Origin of the sequence: Streptomyces mesophilus, from assembly GCF_011044995.1 — a bacterium.
Taxonomy (GTDB): Bacteria; Actinomycetota; Actinomycetes; order Streptomycetales; family Streptomycetaceae; genus Streptomyces; species Streptomyces mesophilus.
Genome location: NZ_JAAKZW010000011.1, coordinates 42052 through 57876, shown reverse-complemented (window position 1 = coordinate 57876; position 15825 = coordinate 42052). Strand labels below are relative to the sequence as shown.

Genomic DNA, 15825 nt, shown 5'->3' with positions numbered 1-15825 from the left:
CTCCCCACCGGTGGCGGTCACTGCTCACTATGGTGCAACATCCCACTGACAACTGGCAGTTGACGCAGCGGCACGTGTGGCGCGAGCATCCTGACGAGCAGCGAGGGGAACTGGTTACGCTTCAGCGCCGTCCTGATTTTCTCCGTCGATGAGAAGCCGCGCATCGACAGCAGGGCATGGTTGGGCTCATCGAGTACCGGCACCCGACCGTGGTCTCGATGTGATGGCCGCGGATGCGGCCCATCTCGCCGGGGGCGAGCCCGCAACCCGCACCGAGTGCCATCAACGCGAGCCCGTCCAGACATGCCGGTCCGGGCAGGTGCCCTGTCCAGTCCCGCATCGGGCCAACTCGCCGTCTTTGTCAGGTGGGTGCGGCGTGCGGGGCGAGGAGATGTGCCGGCGGGGGCCTCGCCGCGCTGCACCCACGCCAGCGCCTCGTGCGTCCGGCGCAGCCAGGTTCTGCAGGTCTGCACCGAGGAGCCCTCAAGGCCGGTGCAGCCAGACAGGATGAACGAGTTGATCGTCTCGGTGCGCAGCCACGTTCCAGGATCGCGCGGCAGGCAGCTCCGCTCGGCCCAGACGGCCAAGCGCCCAACAGGCGCCTTGGCTTGTAGCAGGTGGCCGGTGCGGCGGCCGCTACCGTCGCCCGCGCTCGGTCGGCGCGACCGGCGCGCATCGCTCTGGTGGGAGTTGGGGACGGTAGTCGCGGATGCGGCTGGAGTCTTCGGTCTCAACGTCACAGACTCATCCGAGTGGCTGCTCAAGCAGCCAGTGAAGGGGGTTGAACCTGATCTTCACGGAATGGTGTGCATCCGCATGGTCGGAGGCATGAACCGTAGAACGCCGCCGTCCGAGCTTGCCCCAGACCCGGAAACCTGGCCCCACGCTCAACTCGCGGACACCGGTGGTGCGGCCGTCCAGCACCTGGCCCGGAGATTGGTCGATGTCATGAGGGAGCGGGGGGCTGAGCCTGCGCAAGGTTGCGGATCTCGCTTGGCGTGAACCGGCAGGCGGTCGCGGATCTGATCGAGGGTGATATCAAGGCCGACGACTCCGGCCCCATCCGTGTCCGCTGAGTGAGCGCGGGGCATGGCATGTGCCCGCAGGGCCGGTTGGAGCGTTGTCCTGGCGCCGATGTTCACGTGCTGGCCGTGGCCCTCCAGGCGGCAGTGACGCACCCTTCCTCCCAGTGCCACCACCCCTGTGCTTCGCCGTGCTCCAAGAGCTTGCGAATCTTGTGCAAGTCAGCTTCCGGTGGGACATCGAGAGCTACCATCCGGAACTGCTCGATCCCCTCACCGGTCGTACCGAGGCGGTGAAAGATCTCCAGCACGCTCTGACGGGCAGCGGCCGAGCCACCATCCTTGAGAACGATCAGCCGGATCGTGCAGTTCTGCGAGGACTGAACCGTCTCCCCAGCCCACCGGACGCCTTCATCGTCTGTCTCTATTTGGATGATGTCGTCGCTGGCGACGCCGCGGACGAACCACGGGGTGTTGTCCAGCCGCACGGTTCCGTCGCCGAGATCGACCGCCCATAGGCTCTCCACGCTCGCCGGCGGCCAGCCATCCTCGTCCACGTCCATTCGGAAGTGGACCTTCACATGGTTATCAGTCACGCTCGTCAAGGCACCATCATCCTCATCGCCCTGGGCGTTCTTGTGGCGGGTGCCTGCGTACCAGTGATCACGCCGTGGCGTCCGGTCCAGTGTCCAGGTGATGCCAACTGTGACTGCAGCCATGGCTGCAGAAGCGTTCTCGCCGACGCCCGTCCGCCACAGCGAGTAGGGCGACCAACAGCCGGAACGCTTTGATGCGCTCGTGCTGTGGAGCAAGGCTGGCGATCTTTGCCAGCTGTTCGTCGATCCGCCCACGTGTGATCAAGACTGCGGGCGTGTGGGTCGGGCGAATGCCGGCGCGGCGGATGCTCGCCGGACCGTCTTCCTTGGTGGCGCGGGCCTGAATGCAGAACTGGTAGAGGTCCCGCAGTGCTGCGGCCTGCATGTCTTCGCTCAGGTTCTCGAACCAGTCGATGCCCTGCGCCATCGGCCGCAGCCCCTGCGCGAGTTCATTGAGCAGCACGGCATGCTCATTCATCACCCTCACTCCACCACTGGCGACGGTAGGGGCGCCTGATTACGCCACCATTCGGGATCATGGGCTCCTGCGAGCCAACCGATCAGCTGGGCGGCCGCCGCTTCGAAGGCGTCGCCCAGCGGAGTCTCCCCGCCCACGGGAACGTTGAGGGTATCGACGTAGTGCGTACCGTGGTTCGCCTCGCACAGACACTGCACCCCCACGGCCACGCAGGCATTCAACTCGCCGTCCTTGGTCCACTCCACAGTGAACTCGAGGCCCAGCCAGTCGCTGTCCGCGTCGTACAACGGAATCTCTGCGAGCAAGATCTCCGAAACACCTGGGCCGTCCGCTCCAGGGAACACAGGGTGGCCAGGAAACCACTGCCACACTGGCTGCCCCGAGATGCAGGCGGCATCTACGGCTGCGGCGGCGCGGAGCAGCCGCTCGCGGTCGGCCGCCTCGGCGCCGGGAAAGAGCACCTCCAAGGTCGTACAGCTCAGCGCCCCGCTCATCACCGTCATGGGGCACAGCGTCTCCACCTTCCGGACGCAGGACAAGGGGAAATCAGACCATCGCCACTTGAGATCCAGAAATCCGCTCGACCTGCTCCGTCGGCACAACGACCATGAGCACGTGACGCCGACCGAATCAGCAGCCCTCGCCCTGCAGGACCAAGCCGCACTGTGGCGCATCGGGGAAATCCCCGCCGCCGATGTGGTCAGCGCCGCGTGCGACGCACTCGTCGCCGGACTCGACAGCCCCGCACTGCGCATCCTCGCCGCCTGCACCCGCAACGAAGCCGACTACGACGTGAACGACCTGCTCCCACCAGCTCTCGACGAACTCGGTCTCGTCCTGCACCCCGTCGACGGCCTTGCCGCCCAGGAAGCCGCCGCACGAGCACTGGCACGACGCCTACTGGCCGGCGAGATGACCCCGTCAGAGCTCACCGTCCGGATTCACAGCCGCTTTGGGCACGAGCTGCCACTCACCCAACGGCTTGCCCTGCTCGATGACGAATACGACACGCTCGATTACAGCGACACCACAGAGTCGGAGATCGACCGAGAGGTCATCGCCGAAGCCCGCCGACTGACAACCCACCCCGGCTCACCCGCCGAATCGGCGGACCTCCACTTGGGGAGCGATCACCAAGCGCACTGGTAAAGGTCCTCAGTCGAACGGGGAGATGCGTGCACTGCTCGAGGTAACGGGACGTCAGGTCGACGGATCGATGAGAGGTATGTGCTCGAACGGCGTCTCGTCGTGCTTGAGTACGGCCGTCTCAGCTGCCTGATGGCGGTGAAGCAGCCGGGAGATCGCCTGCACTCCGCTTGGTAGATCGTCGCGGATCAGCACGTCGAGGTCGTCGGAGTGATGTACGTAACCGCCGTGTTCACCCGGTACAGATGTGCTGCCGCTGATTTCCGCCATGCCCAGGCCGGCCTCCTGGAGGTCGGCGGAGAGTTCCCCTGCAAATTCCTGAGCAAAGCGCCACGGTCGTCCGGCGGCCGGCAGGGTGAGGGACAGCCGCCATGAACGACTGCTGGCCAGAGGGCTGGCTCCGAACCAGGCGGCTGTCAGTTTGCCCCGCTCCAGCCCTGCCAGGGTCTCCACCGCCCAAGCTGCTTCCACCAGCGCGACCGGCTCGGACACCGCGCGGAGCAGCGCGCTGTGGCAGAAGTTCGCCCACGACAGTGCGTCTGCGAGGGGGCCGAGATGCTGGTGGCCGTCCGGCTCAGTGCAACGCTCGAGTGCAGTCTGCACATGGGGGGTGTGGACAGCGGAGTCTGCCCTGACAGCGTCGAGCAGTTCCGTTGCGCGTCCGAGTAGCCTGGACCACGCGGCGAACGGGAACTCGTCCGAGGCGGGCTCCCGCAGGGAGTACAGCGGCATCCTGCCGCGGTCGTGCTGTGCCACCGCCCGGCAGCCCTCGGGCCGAACCGTCCACTCGATCCCCGTGCCGCGAAGATCCCGCAGGTCGAACCAGTCCCGAGTTTCCTCCCGCACGCTTACCACTCGCGATGAGGGTCGTACCGCGGCGAAGGCCGCGTCCACAAGCGGCGTGATCGCGTCTAGGTCTTCTTCCTCGTACAGGAAGGCAAACCGCAGCAGCAACGCCAGCATCGGGCCCGGATGCTGCAGCGCCGGGGTGTGCAGGGCCGCAGCGCGGCACAGCAGGTCCAGCTCCTGCCACGGCATGACGTGGGGGTGGAAGTGCGCCATGTCATCCCAGCCCACGGTCTCGGCTTCCGCAGTCTCCGGTGATAGGACGGCCAGATCGACGTAACCAACGCCCGGTTCGAATCTGATCTGCAGACCCAGGCCGCGATCCAGCAAGAAATCTGCCTGGAGGACCTCTTCCTCCGCTTCCTCGTCTTCCCGCGCCTCTTCGTATGCCTCCATCGCCTCGTCGTCGAAGAGATACAGAGGCCAGAAGTCCGGCTCCGCCATTCGAGCGGCCAGATCGTCGTCAAAGGGCATGTGGGTACGCTATCGGTGGTGTCCGACATGATCCTCGCGCTGGGGTTCCTGCCGCACCTCATCGCGCTGGCTGACGGGGGACGATCACTGGCCAGACAGGAAATGATCTTTGATGAGTCGCATCGCTGCTGGTCAGACCCTCTCGTGAACACCCCAGTCAGCGACATCACCGAGGCGGAGATCGATAGCGAGGTCATCGCCGAAGCCCGTCGTGTGACAACTCACTCCAGCCCACCTGCCGAATCGGCAACCCTTCGTCCGAGAAACGAGCACCAAGCGAACGAGTAAGGATCCTCAGTCGCGTGGTGAGATGCGTGTACTGCTCGAGGTGACGCGCGACGTCAGGCCGCGGTGATGGAACGGGAGCACACGCCCTGAAGGCCGCCGGGCCGCGCCTTGAACGCAAGAACTGGGTCAAGGCGCGGCTCCGAGCCGGGCTGCCTAGGGTCAGGGAGCCGCAGGCGAGCTTGCCGGGGGAGTCTCGGGTGGCGGGGTTGCCGCCGTGGTCTGCGACGTGACCACCACGAGCGCGACGATGACCACGACGACGCAGGCGAGCACGAACCCGAAGAAGATCAACCGGGGCTTCTCCAAGGTCGCCGTCCGGCCCTCCTTGTGACTATTCCTCAGTTCCTCCCTGCGGGTGAGGAACTCGGAGCGGTGCTTGTACCAATCCTTGGGGAGTTTCCCGACCAGGCGGACCAGGCCGAAGATAGCGATGCACGCGGCGCTGAGGATGAGGACCACCCACAACGGCATGCCGTCAGGAAGTTGGAACATGGTGGATTGCTGACCCTTCACTGCGGTCGGCAAGACGAGAGCAGCTCCTCGAAAGCGCGCCTGCCACGGCACAGAGCTCTCCTGCCTTGAGGACTATGGATCACGCAGGCAGGAGGGTCTGTCAGATGCGCAGGGGTACGGGTACGCCGACATCAAGGGGTTCGCCCAGAGCCCGCGGAGAGGCGAAGCGGGACTGGAACCCTAGGTACGAAACGATCAATGCACCCAGCAGAACGATCAGACGCAACGTCCACCGCAGCATGGGTGGAACACCGATTCGTCTGACGATTCTCACGCATCTAGCTTGGCAGAAGATCGCAACTGCTCTGGTCAAGCCGGAGGATTCTTGCCCCTTGCCCAGGTTGCAAGGGACACCGGCCGACTCAGATGAGCTAGATCTCGATGCGGTTCGCGGGCCTACGCCGCCTGTTCCATGCATGGGCGACAAGCTTGAAGGCGGTGGTCACGCGGGAGCCAGTGCCGCTGTTGTTGAATCCGCCGCGGGACGACTGGCTGAGGATCTCGGCGCGCCAAGCGAGGGCGGAACCGGACTCGAGCAGTCGCTTGGCGAGCTCCTGGTCGTCGATCTCACCGCCGAACCGACCGAGGAACTGGCCGATACCTCCCAGGAGCATGCCGTCCCAGGTTTCCGCCGTGCGCCCCCACGCCTCCTCCGCGACCGTAAGGGTCCGGTCGAGGGTATCGGCGCCCCAGCGCTCCGTGATCCGCAGAACTCCGGAAACGGCGCCGACCCCGTTGGTGGACGTGGAACCAAGCGTCAGGCTGTGGTCCTTGAGGACGCGGTCCGTATCCACGAAGAGCGGTACCCCGCCGGTGAGCCCCACGTGGTACTCGTCGATGGGCCTCGGCTTGTGGGATTCGCGGTTCTTGATCAGGAAGAGGCTTGCCTCCTGAGCAAGCGTCAGGCCGTAGTGGACCTCGGCCTTGACTGTGGTGATGCCGGCGAGCTCGCAGGCGCGCTTCCGGTGCTGTCCATCGACGATGTACTTCTTGCCGTCGTCGCGCTGCGAAACGATGATCAAGCCGATGGCCTCAATGACGAGGTTGTCGGACATGCGCTGGGCTCGCGGTTCGCTGAGCGTCCGCTGCGCCTGAGGGTCGATGGCGAGGTCGCTGACCGCGACCTCCAGCCCGTACTCCACCTTGTGGGGTGGCAGCACGTAGGCGTACTGGGGCTTAGGCATGGAGGTGCCCTTCCGCGCTGCGTTCGGGGGATTCGATGGCCGGAGCCGGGATTTGGGATACAGCGCGCTGGGCACCCAACCATGAAACGGTTGGCGGGTCAAGTGTCCGATGGTGCACGGGAGTTCGAGCGTCATCGATGCGGTCCGCTTCTCCGTTCGTTGCGAACCCCCAATCCACGTCAGCGAGTTCGCCCGACGGCTGCGTGCCGCGGCTACCGGTCAGCGACGGGATCCGGTGTGTCAGTGGGGCGTCGTAGTGTGCTGACATGACGAGATCAGCTGCAGATCAGGGTGTGCCGGCTTCATCGCACGTCCCCGTCGCGGGTACTCAGCCGTACTACGCACACGCCGCTGAAGCCCTGGCCGAGCGGTACGAAAGCTTGATCTTCGAGTCCGTGCACCAGGAGATCTTGCACTTGCTGCCGGACGCCGCCACCCGGGCCGCCGACATCGGTGCCGGCACTGGTCGGGACGCGCAGGCGTTGGCCGACCGTGGCCACAAGGTCATCGCGGTCGAGCCGGTGAGGGAGCTTCGGCAGGTAGCCCAGAAGCTGCACGCTGACGCCCCCATCGACTGGTTGGAGGGCTCGCTCCCTGCCCTGGGGCACCTCGAGGGCAACTTCGGGCTGATCCTCCTTTCTGCAGTGTGGATGCATCTGGATGAGCAGGAGCGGACCGTTGCTATGCGCCGGCTGACCGAACTCCTCGCTCCCGGCGGCTTGTTGATCATCTCGCTGCGCCACGGCCCACCGCCCGCGGACCGCAAGATGTTTGACGTGCCCGCTGACGAGACCGCGGCACTTGCCCAGGAATGCGGACTGGACGTCCTGCACCTCGGTGGCGGACAGGACCAGCTTGGTCGGGACGGGATCTACTGGAGCGAGCTGGCCATGCGGAAGGGCCAGGCATGACGGCGGATGCCTTCTTCGCGGCCGAACCCTCCGTCCGATCGTCCTGGCGCTTGGCGATCTTGATGGGGGCCAACTCCCGCACGTACAAGTTCGCCCTCGGTGACGCGCTGCTCGAGCACGCCCGACACGGGCACACCGAGATCCCGCTCAGCGAACTCGCCGTCCCCTATGCCATGAGCCTGGTCAAACACGCGGCTACGGCCCCACAGGCACCCGAAGGAACCTCGATCGGTACAACCGACTTCCTGGCCCTCGCCGCCGCCGAGCGCGAGGAGACGCGGAAGCTTGGCCGGCCCACCGACCTGCTGCTGGAGGCCGCGGTCAAGTCGATGCCGGCGATGGTCATGCAGAAGTTCCACAACCTGCGCGGCGGACGTGAAGTCCCGCACCGCTTCTACGAGATGGCCGGGAGTCCGCGCCAGCGCATCGTTCGCCTCACGCCGGAGCTCTTGCAGGTGGCGCAGTCGGAACAGGCCGCGGGGCTACGTGCGGAGCTCGGCGCACGGTGGAGCATCGTGGAATCCTCCTTCGCCGCCGGCATCGGCCGCGCCCTCATCGAGGAAGGCGTCGCCGTGGACTGGTCGACGCTGCAACTCACCGACAAGCGTCGACGCCGCCCGGTCACTGGAGTCGCCGACGCGTTGATCGGCTTTCAGTACGGCCGCTGCCTCATCTGCGACGACGTGCTCGACCTCGCGGACGCAGTCGCCGTCGACCACGTCTTTCCCTACGCCCTCATGCAGCGCTACGCGAGTGTGGGGGGCTGGAGCGGCCCCGACCTGGACGTGCTGTGGAACCTTGCTCCCGCGCACGAGGCGTGCAACAGCGCCAAGAGCGATCGCCTCCCACGCCCCAACGAACTCGAGCGGCTGGCACGGCGTAACGAGGCGATCATGGGCTCCCCCCATCCGCTGAGGAAGACCCTGTCCATCGCTCTGCGCCAGACGAATAGTGGAATGCGGGATGCTTCCTGGCCGGATTTCCTGCTCGAGGTTCAGAAGTGCTGCAGCTGACTGAGTCGTCGAGCTTCAGCTGACGAGGCCTCGGAACCGTTCGAAGAGCAGACGGAACTCCCCAGGCGTCGCACGCTCCTCGGAAGCTTCCACGTCTGGGTCCTGTGGAGCGTATGAGGCTACGACCTCCTCGACGAGTGCAGTCAGGTCGCTGTCATCGAGGAGAAGGACGAACTCATGCCGAGTGATAGCAGTGTCCCGGCAACGCTGTAGAAATTTCTCTTTGTCAGTCAGTGACCGGCATAGCAGGAGGCCCACCTTGCCACGGAGCGGAGAGAACCTGCCGCATAGCTGGTCCAGTTCGGGGTTTCCGAGCTCGGAATGATAGTTCTTACATTCGACGAATATATGCGAACTTGGATGTCCCTGTCGCGTAACCCAACCGAAGAAGCCGTCCGTGGAACGGTTGGTGTACGTTATGTCGACTCGTTTTCTGGATTCATTCAAAGGGTGTTCGACGACAGGGTAGGTCAACCACGGGTAGAAGATTGCGCTAAGAAGAGCGTGTACCTTCTTGTGGTAAGTCGTGGCGTGCTCAAGGCCGGGTGGCGTTTCAAGGACTTCTTTCAAGAGTGCTTGGAAGTTTACTGGCTTTGTTCCGGTAGCGGCACTCAGCTCGTCGTGCTCCATCGGGGGAGAGGGGTTCCGTCGCTTCTCTTCTTTGTAGGCGCGGAATACATGTGATCGCCCTGCGGACAGATCCACCATTTTGGCCTTGTTGCCGCCGTACTCGATCTCGACATCCGTTTTTGTCACATACTTGCGTCCGCTCTTAGCGGTTTGGACGAGCTGGCTTGCCGGGTTGTCTAGCTCCTCGTCTTGGAGCACGGGGGCAAGGTAATTCCTGAAGTAGTCTTCTTTGGTCAAGAGGAGATCGTGTCGGACCACGGCCTTGGGTACCAGCAGGAGAGGCGTCCCTCCTGGAACCAGCATCCTCGTGTTCCCCTCTTCCCACTCGCGGTTCGAAGGGTTCCATACGAGACCGCTTCGGATGCCGTCCAGCAGCGGCATCCCGTACATCGATGCCATTGACTGCGTGTATGAGATGAGCATTCCGCGGATTATGTTCGTGGTGACGTCGGAGACGATGTCTCTTCCGATGCCCTCTATGAACAGCGCGGTGTCCTCCAGGTCTTCAAGAAGCCCCGTTTCTACCGCCTTGCTCACCGCTAGATTGTTGGATATTCGTTCCACAAGGTGAGGGCCGAGGGCTCGGCCTCGCGACCTTCCCTTGGACAGCCCGAAGTGCGTCTCATTCGGCTCCTGCAAACGAATTAGGAGTTCACGGAGTCGCGTCTGATCGCGGTGGTTGATGGCGTCGACCACGCTGTGAAAGAAGGTGGAGAGCATGGTGTGACACTGGCTCGACCACTCGTCCGGAAGGTTCTTAAGCGAGCTGGGATCGATGTAAACAGGCGTGTCATTTTCCACGTCGACATCGACGAAATCGAGCGTCGGCTGCGTGCGGCTCAGCTTGTAGTGCTCGGACACTCGCATCGAAGCCCCCATGTTGTAGCCCAGCTCTCCCCGGGAGGACCATGGATACCCGTAGCGAGGTTTAATCACGCGTTGGAGGCTTTGACTTGGCCGGAAACAACAACGTCAGGGCGATGATATTCAAACAGCAGTTGAGCGGCCTACGCGAAAACCGCGCCCTCGTCACCAGGCCATGACAGCGTGACACCCACGCGAGTGCAGAGACCGACCCACCGCGCGTCGGTCGGCGGCCGCTCCACCCACAGGATGGCGCGAACGTCCTTGTTCCGTGCCTGTAGTTGGTCCTGATAATCCAAGATCTGGCCCAAGCCCGTGCGGAGTTGACGCGCCTCGTTTGAGAGCGTCAACGACTTGACCTCACACACCGTGAGATCGCCAGCGGGGGAGCGCCATGCGAGGTCAAAGTCAGGGTCAGCGGCTGTGGGAGACAAAATCTCCAGGCCTCGGGCTTGAGCAGCAGCAGCGAGCTCATTCTGGAGTCGCCGGTGGGCCTTAAGATTTCGTCCCGAAAGATCCGGGTCGGGAGTACCAGGCCGCGCGATGGCAGGCTGGACGCTCTCGTCGGCCGGACGGTAGGCGGTACCGACGGGAACGTCTGGTGACTGAGGCTTGGCACCCGCCGGCACCATGTGGAACCGGATCACCTGGCGCAACGGGCCGCCGCCGGTCGGTGGGGCCTGACCATAGGAGTAGGGGGTGGCCGGGTCCAGGACGACTTCCCCTACGTAGCGCACGGTGCCTCGCGCGCCTTCGAAGAGGCGCAGCCGGTTTCCCGTGAGGCCGTGGTCGCGAATTGCCCTGTTGCCCTTGGTGAAGACCTGATCGCCCTTTTGGCCTTCTCCGGTGTAGTGGAAGGTCCCGTCCTCGCTCCACTCGTCGTAGTACCCGTGCTGATGGCCCGAGCGGGAGTCCGTGAAGATCAGGACGTTCGGTGTGCGCCCTGACGGACAGATCCCGCCCTGGCTGCTGCCGCCGCAGCGGTCATGCAGGTCGACACGGCGGATGGTGTCCCCAGGCTGCAGGTGCCAGTTCGGGTCCTCGTCGCCTGCGTGCTCGAGCGCATTGGTGATCAAGTCCCATTGCTGAGCGTCGAGTCGGTGTGGATTGGCGGCGAAGGGCTGCTTGCGCAGGGAGGAGTTGGAGAAGAGAGGATCGTCGATGATCTGGCTGCGCGGGATGGGGCGTTCCAGCCATTCGTCGATGACCAGTGGGACGTACCAACGAGTTCCAGGGTCCTTCTTCCAGTAAGCCTCGTCAGCCGACAAGGTCTGGGAAGGGGGTCCAGTGAGGTGTCCGCGGGCGACAACCCCTGCGCCAGCACCGGTGATCCACAAGGCGAACGCGTCGCCGGCCGTGAGCTCGTCGCGGAAACGGCCCACGCTCCACGACTGCAGCTCCTGACCATCACGCCGAAACGCCTCCAGATCAAAAGTGTCGAGATTGCAGGTCAGGATCCACGCAGTCACAGCATCCCCGTCAGGCAGTCGAAAAGGACCTCAGATGCTGACCGAGGCTACGGCACGCCACTGACACTCAACCTTGGCCGGGACGTTGATCATGCTGCGGCAGCAGCGTCTCCAGGTGGGTTTGGGTTTCGGGGTCGATGGAGTAGAGGCGGGTGCCTCTCGCTCCCCGAGTGGCGAGGACGCGGTAACTGTTGAGGGCGTATCGCAGATAGCGATCCGGGGAGATGTCCTTGAACACCGAATCGAAGCTCTTGTCGGGGCGGGCAACCCACTTGTCGCCTCGGCGTACCAGGTCGTTGCCGATGATGACGACGTTGTAGGCGTACTCCATCCCCTGGGCGGTGTAGATACAGCCAACCTGTTCGTGCCCGCCTGTATCGGTGGCCCAGTACGGGCGGGCCGGAACCTGCGGGTGGTCGAGGTCGGTCTCCTCGATGCGCGCATTCCAAGGCCGGGACCAGGCGCGGGGGCCGTCGGGCCCGGTCCAGGAGATCTCGACCTCGGGGCGAAGTGGGTGCGCAGCTTGGGATTCCCAGGGCCAGCAGAAGCCTGCCGTGATCCGGGCGGTGAGGCCGTTGTCTGTGTGTGCGCTGACCCAATGGGTGAACTGGTCTGGGTCGCCGATGACGGCGAGGTCGTAGTCCGAGCCGGCCCACAACGGGGTGTGACCCTCGGGTCGGAGGAATTGGTCGATCCACTGGTGGTAGGCGCTCGAGCCATTGCATCGGAACTGCGTGGTGAGGTCGATGTGGCAGAAGTAGCGATCGTGGTCGCGGGCATGCTGCTCAAGTTCGTCGAGAGTGATGCCTTCTGTGGGCCGCACGATCTGCTGTTCGTCGAGGAAGAGGACGGCGACCGAGGCCCGGTTCACGAGCTTTCCCAGCGTGAAAGGGAAGGCGCCGCGGCTGTGGTCAGGGTAGGTGCGGGCTCGATGGGCTTCGTCGAGCAGCACGACGCCGTCAGCCACCACGGCGGCTGGCACCTTGTCGGTGAACGTGGCGATGAGACCACGGGAGGTGTCCCCGACCGTGCGCTTCAACTGGCGGGTAAGGGTGCCAGAAGGAGACAGTAGCCGCGGGTTGGCGTTGGGCCTTCGGCAGAGATCGCCGAGGAGCCGACAGGCGATGACGGTCTTGCCCGTACCAGGACCGCCGGTCACGACGATTGTGCTGTGCGTTCCTCGCTCCTGTGATGCCTCGACGGAGTGCCATACCTCCTGAAGGGCCAAATCCTGGTCGCCGAGGAGCGTGAACGCGTCGTTTCCCTCGATGACGTGGCCTGCCCTGGCCAGCAAGGCGGGGGAGGGCCGATGTTCTGCGTTCAAGAAGGCCTTGATGCCTTCCCGACTGGGCGGACGCAGTGCGGCGCATCCCAGACGCTCGGCGAGGTCCTCGGGCGTGGGGTGCGCTGTGAGGTCGTCACGGCCGAGCAGAGGAAAGGATGCGGCCGATCCGCGGGCTACCCCCTGGCGAAGCTGATGGATCAGCTCAGGTCCACCGTCGTGCAGCACAGTGAGGCCGCGCGTCAGCAACGGGATCTCGTCTCGAGCAACCCATTCCTGCAGGTAGCTGACGTACCCGCGGACCTGCCGGGACGGGTGCTGGACCGTGCGCTGGCCGATCTTAGCCATGCCGGGGCGCAACGGGCTCGTCTGGACAGTGGTCCACTGCTTGAGCTCGATCACCACGGTGCACAGGCGACCATCGGGGGCTTCACCGATGACGAGTGCATCGATGCGCTCTCCTGTGGCAGGAAGGGAGTACTCGAGCAGGACACGGAGTTCGCCGAGGCCTGCGCTGCACAGCGCCGACATGAGGGCCGGCCAGCTGCGTTGCCAACTGCGTACCTCTTCCTTGCTCGGCGCGAAGCCGAACATCTTGATGAACCGTTGCTCACACGCCGCGATGAATGTGGACTGTGTGACGTCTCGCGCCACGTCGGCGACTTCTCCCCCGTGAAGATGCATGGCCAGACGTATACCAGCTGTGACTGACAACTCGGCTTGGTGCGGGGGAGATTGAACCGGCATGTCAGTGGTAGCTGGTATTCCTGGGATCATGACCATCGGATCTCTGCAGAAGTCGCTGGCCGACTTCGCTGCTGAACGCGACTGGGAACAGTTCCACACCCCGAAGAACCTGGCCATGGCCTTGGCCGGGGAGAGCGGCGAACTCCTTGAAATCTTCCAGTGGCTGACACCTGACCAGTCCAGCGCCGTCATGGATGATCCCGTCCGGGCGCCGCAGGTGCGCGAGGAAATGGCCGATGTCTTCGCGTACTTGCTCAGGCTGGCCGATGTCCTCGATCTTGACCTGGAGCAGGCGCTGGTTGAGAAGATCGAGACCAACCACCGCAAGTACCCGGCGCATCTCGCACGGGGGCGGGCGGACAAGTACACACAGCTGGGGGGATGAGTTAGCCGATGCGCATCGTCATGCAGCCGGCCAGGCGCTCGAGGAAGGTTGTCAACCAGCACTACCAGGACACGATCGCGAACCCGGTGGTCTTTGACGACTACGCGGATCTGCTCGACGCTCAGGTCCTTGACCAGCTCCGCGCCCTGTTTCCTGAGGGCTCTGCTCCCATGTGGGGGGTGGCTCCGGGCAAGCGGGACGTCAACGCCTCCAAGATCAGGAAGATGCGTCCAGGTGACGGAGTCGTCTTCACCGGCGACAACAAGCTGTACCTGGGCGGAACCATCGCGTTGACATGGCGCAACAAGGCCATGGCGAGGAAGCTATGGCAGACCGAAGACGACGGCAGTACCTGGGAGTTCATGTACGCGATCTCCGGCATCCAAGGCTTCGACATTGCGATGACGGAAGTCCGCACGCTGCTCGACTGGGACGAGAAGCGCAACGTCATGGGGATCACCGTCCTCGGCGACGACGAAAGCGATACCCTCCACTCCTTCTTGACGCTCGATCCTGCGCCGGCCGCACCTGCGCCCTTCGATGAGCAGGAGGAACAAGCGGCCATTGCCAACTTCGACGGAGAGCTGGAGCGCACGTCTCAACGGGCCCACCGGGGTGAGCAGGCCGCGCTGAAGCGCCGTCTGCTGCCCCGCAACATGGGGGAGTGTGCCCTGTGCGGGCGCCACCTTCCGGGCGCCTTCCTCATAGGCGCCCACATCAAGAAACGCTCGGTGTGCGACGACGAGGAGAAGCGCGACCTCGCGAACATCGCGATGCTCGCCTGCACCTTCGGATGCGACTCCCTCTACGAACACGGCTACATCGCTGTCGCCCCGCATGGGGTGATCGAGGTGAGTCCACTGGTGAAGGACCTGCCGGAGGTCGCGCAGCACATTGAGGAAAGGATTGCTGGGCGGAAGGTCACCTGGTGGAACGAGGACCGCGAGAAGTACTACCAGTGGCACCGCACCCACACGTTCAAAGACAGCCCGCCGGCATGACGGCATGGCCGTGTCCCGGACTCCTCGCTCGGGTGGGTAGGGTCGGTGCGGTGATCATGCACGGGAAGGCGTTCATACATGTCGGGTCAGACTCCACACGCGGCCGCTGAACACTTTGGCAGGGAGGGGCTGCGGCGCTTGTCGCTGTCGAGTCTTGGCTCGTCGGTGGACGAACGCGCCCGTGACGTGCTCGAGGACGTCGGCGTGCCGGTGGTGGTGGCTCCGTATTTCGTGGCCGCAGGCGAGAGTGACGGCGTGACGCTGGGGCTGTATGGCGGGCACCACGGGCTGCGCTGCGATGAGGGGTGGGCCCGTTGGGTGCGCCTGGGTTCGGACGGGCTGGCGCACCTGGCGGTGCGTGAGGACGGTGTCGTGCAGGCCGTCTTCTTGGACCGCACGTGGCCGGGCATGTTCGTGAACACGGATGTTTCGGTGTTCGGTGAGTGTCTGGCTGCGTTGGATCGACGCTTGAGCGTGATTGCTGCATCCACGGATCTTGCGGTGGGAGCGGCTGCGTTTCGCGAGCTGAATGCTGAGCTGCGGGCGAGGGATCCGCGCGCGTTCGACGAGCGCGAGAGCTGGTGGCCGCGCGTCTTGGACGATGTGCGGCACACGCTCAACATCGGCTTCTCGGCGGCGATCGAGTACGTCGACGCCAGTGGTGACAAGCACATCGTCACCGACGCCACCGGCCCTGGAAAGCTGCATCCGGAAGAGCTGATCTGGCGCCAGCTCACCGATGCGGGCGTCGATAGTCAGCAGGTCACACGCGTGTACGGGGAGCTGGAAGCGTGCATGATGCCCGGCCACTACTGCGCTGCGTGGATGGCGCGCGCGTTTCCCCAGGCGCAGTTCACCCACAGCTTCGACTACGGGGATACAGCTGAATCGCGCGAGGCTGGACTCAAGGAGTTGATCCTCTACACGGCAGAGCGGGCGCGCCCGTGAGGGCCCGGGTGTGGCCTGCACCCCCGGC

The 15825-nt window shown here is 64.5% G+C and carries 17 protein-coding genes; 7 read left to right on the top strand and 10 right to left on the bottom strand.

Translation table 11 applies throughout. The features are described 5' to 3' along the window. Positions 1-17 precede the first annotated feature (17 nt). The 4 genes from G6045_RS06070 to G6045_RS06055 all read right to left on the bottom strand — a co-directional run bounded on the left by G6045_RS06070 (position 18) and on the right by G6045_RS06055 (position 2599). Positions 18-203 (bottom strand): hypothetical protein, encoded by a 186-nt coding sequence (locus G6045_RS06070; protein ID WP_165330760.1) that lies wholly within the window; start codon positions 201-203, stop codon positions 18-20. A gap of 935 nt (positions 204-1138) precedes the next feature. After that, the gene (locus tag G6045_RS06065; protein WP_165330777.1) at positions 1139-1585 is read right to left on the bottom strand and encodes a DUF4265 domain-containing protein; all 447 of its coding nucleotides are present in this window, start codon (positions 1583-1585) and stop codon (positions 1139-1141) included. Positions 1586-1685: 100 nt separating this feature from the next. Continuing rightward, positions 1686-2096 (bottom strand): DUF5958 family protein, encoded by a 411-nt coding sequence (locus tag G6045_RS06060; protein ID WP_165330759.1) that lies wholly within the window; start codon positions 2094-2096, stop codon positions 1686-1688. A 5-nt stretch (positions 2097-2101) separates the two neighbouring features. After that, entirely contained in the window at positions 2102-2599 is a 498-nt protein-coding gene (locus G6045_RS06055; protein ID WP_165330758.1) for a hypothetical protein, read from the bottom strand. A gap of 112 nt (positions 2600-2711) precedes the next feature. On the opposite strand from G6045_RS06055, the gene G6045_RS06050 reads away from it, so the two are divergent. Next, positions 2712-3245 (top strand): hypothetical protein, encoded by a 534-nt coding sequence (locus tag G6045_RS06050; protein ID WP_165330757.1) that lies wholly within the window; start codon positions 2712-2714, stop codon positions 3243-3245. Between the two features lie 51 nt (positions 3246-3296). Here the strand turns inward: G6045_RS06050 and G6045_RS06045 are convergent, their stop codons facing one another. Beyond that, positions 3297-4562 (bottom strand): hypothetical protein, encoded by a 1266-nt coding sequence (locus G6045_RS06045; RefSeq protein WP_165330756.1) that lies wholly within the window; start codon positions 4560-4562, stop codon positions 3297-3299. Positions 4563-4580: 18 nt separating this feature from the next. On the opposite strand from G6045_RS06045, the gene G6045_RS06040 reads away from it, so the two are divergent. After that, a complete protein-coding gene (locus G6045_RS06040; protein ID WP_165330755.1) occupies positions 4581-4850 on the top strand; it encodes a hypothetical protein in 270 nt (89 codons plus the stop codon). A 159-nt stretch (positions 4851-5009) separates the two neighbouring features. Here G6045_RS06040 and G6045_RS06035 read toward each other — a convergent pair whose 3' ends face one another. Then, positions 5010-5342 carry a hypothetical protein gene (locus G6045_RS06035; RefSeq protein WP_165330754.1) on the bottom strand — a complete coding sequence of 111 codons (333 nt, stop codon included), beginning with the start codon at positions 5340-5342 and terminating at the stop codon, positions 5010-5012. Positions 5343-5734: 392 nt separating this feature from the next. Then, positions 5735-6547, bottom strand: a complete 813-nt coding sequence (locus tag G6045_RS06030; protein WP_165330753.1) for a ParB/RepB/Spo0J family partition protein — start codon at positions 6545-6547, stop codon at positions 5735-5737. A gap of 266 nt (positions 6548-6813) precedes the next feature. Here G6045_RS06030 and G6045_RS06025 point away from each other — a divergent pair, with 266 nt between their 5' ends. Further along, on the top strand, positions 6814-7458 hold the full coding sequence (locus G6045_RS06025) for a class I SAM-dependent methyltransferase (RefSeq protein WP_165330752.1): 645 nt from the start codon (positions 6814-6816) through the stop codon (positions 7456-7458). After that, the gene (locus G6045_RS06020) at positions 7455-8471 is read left to right on the top strand and encodes an HNH endonuclease (protein ID WP_165330751.1); all 1017 of its coding nucleotides are present in this window, start codon (positions 7455-7457) and stop codon (positions 8469-8471) included. The genes G6045_RS06025 and G6045_RS06020 overlap by 4 nt, the downstream gene beginning before the upstream one ends. 15 nt (positions 8472-8486) lie before the next feature. Here G6045_RS06020 and G6045_RS06015 read toward each other — a convergent pair whose 3' ends face one another. The 3 genes from G6045_RS06015 to G6045_RS06005 all read right to left on the bottom strand — a co-directional run bounded on the left by G6045_RS06015 (position 8487) and on the right by G6045_RS06005 (position 13370). Next, on the bottom strand, positions 8487-9962 hold the full coding sequence (locus G6045_RS06015) for a hypothetical protein (protein ID WP_165330750.1): 1476 nt from the start codon (positions 9960-9962) through the stop codon (positions 8487-8489). A gap of 146 nt (positions 9963-10108) precedes the next feature. Next, on the bottom strand, positions 10109-11434 hold the full coding sequence (locus tag G6045_RS06010) for a hypothetical protein (protein ID WP_328707664.1): 1326 nt from the start codon (positions 11432-11434) through the stop codon (positions 10109-10111). Positions 11435-11501: 67 nt separating this feature from the next. After that, positions 11502-13370 (bottom strand): DNA/RNA helicase domain-containing protein, encoded by a 1869-nt coding sequence (locus G6045_RS06005; protein ID WP_328707663.1) that lies wholly within the window; start codon positions 13368-13370, stop codon positions 11502-11504. A gap of 121 nt (positions 13371-13491) precedes the next feature. Here G6045_RS06005 and G6045_RS06000 point away from each other — a divergent pair, with 121 nt between their 5' ends. The 3 genes from G6045_RS06000 to G6045_RS05990 all read left to right on the top strand — a co-directional run bounded on the left by G6045_RS06000 (position 13492) and on the right by G6045_RS05990 (position 15797). Continuing rightward, positions 13492-13848 (top strand): nucleotide pyrophosphohydrolase, encoded by a 357-nt coding sequence (locus G6045_RS06000; protein WP_165330748.1) that lies wholly within the window; start codon positions 13492-13494, stop codon positions 13846-13848. A gap of 8 nt (positions 13849-13856) precedes the next feature. Further along, complete coding sequence (locus G6045_RS05995; RefSeq protein ID WP_165330747.1) at positions 13857-14849, top strand: hypothetical protein; 993 nt, start codon at positions 13857-13859, stop codon at positions 14847-14849. A 78-nt stretch (positions 14850-14927) separates the two neighbouring features. Next, a complete protein-coding gene (locus tag G6045_RS05990) occupies positions 14928-15797 on the top strand; it encodes a nucleic acid/nucleotide deaminase domain-containing protein (protein WP_165330746.1) in 870 nt (289 codons plus the stop codon). Positions 15798-15825 lie beyond the last annotated feature (28 nt).

What these genes read in the sequence shown, in the direction of transcription:
- G6045_RS05990 (WP_165330746.1), top strand. Translation starts at nt 14,928, where the DNA reads ATGTCGGGTCAGACTCCACACGCGGCCGCTGAACACTTTGGCAGGGAG.
- G6045_RS06000 (WP_165330748.1), top strand. Translation starts at nt 13,492, where the DNA reads ATGACCATCGGATCTCTGCAGAAGTCGCTGGCCGACTTCGCTGCTGAA.
- G6045_RS06035 (WP_165330754.1), bottom strand. Translation starts at nt 5,342, where the DNA reads ATGTTCCAACTTCCTGACGGCATGCCGTTGTGGGTGGTCCTCATCCTC.
- G6045_RS06055 (WP_165330758.1), bottom strand. Translation starts at nt 2,599, where the DNA reads ATGACGGTGATGAGCGGGGCGCTGAGCTGTACGACCTTGGAGGTGCTC.
- G6045_RS06065 (WP_165330777.1), bottom strand. Translation starts at nt 1,585, where the DNA reads ATGGACGTGGACGAGGATGGCTGGCCGCCGGCGAGCGTGGAGAGCCTA.
- G6045_RS06060 (WP_165330759.1), bottom strand. Translation starts at nt 2,096, where the DNA reads ATGAATGAGCATGCCGTGCTGCTCAATGAACTCGCGCAGGGGCTGCGG.
- G6045_RS06020 (WP_165330751.1), top strand. Translation starts at nt 7,455, where the DNA reads ATGACGGCGGATGCCTTCTTCGCGGCCGAACCCTCCGTCCGATCGTCC.
- G6045_RS06030 (WP_165330753.1), bottom strand. Translation starts at nt 6,547, where the DNA reads ATGCCTAAGCCCCAGTACGCCTACGTGCTGCCACCCCACAAGGTGGAG.
- G6045_RS05995 (WP_165330747.1), top strand. Translation starts at nt 13,857, where the DNA reads ATGCGCATCGTCATGCAGCCGGCCAGGCGCTCGAGGAAGGTTGTCAAC.
- G6045_RS06025 (WP_165330752.1), top strand. Translation starts at nt 6,814, where the DNA reads ATGACGAGATCAGCTGCAGATCAGGGTGTGCCGGCTTCATCGCACGTC.
- G6045_RS06045 (WP_165330756.1), bottom strand. Translation starts at nt 4,562, where the DNA reads ATGCCCTTTGACGACGATCTGGCCGCTCGAATGGCGGAGCCGGACTTC.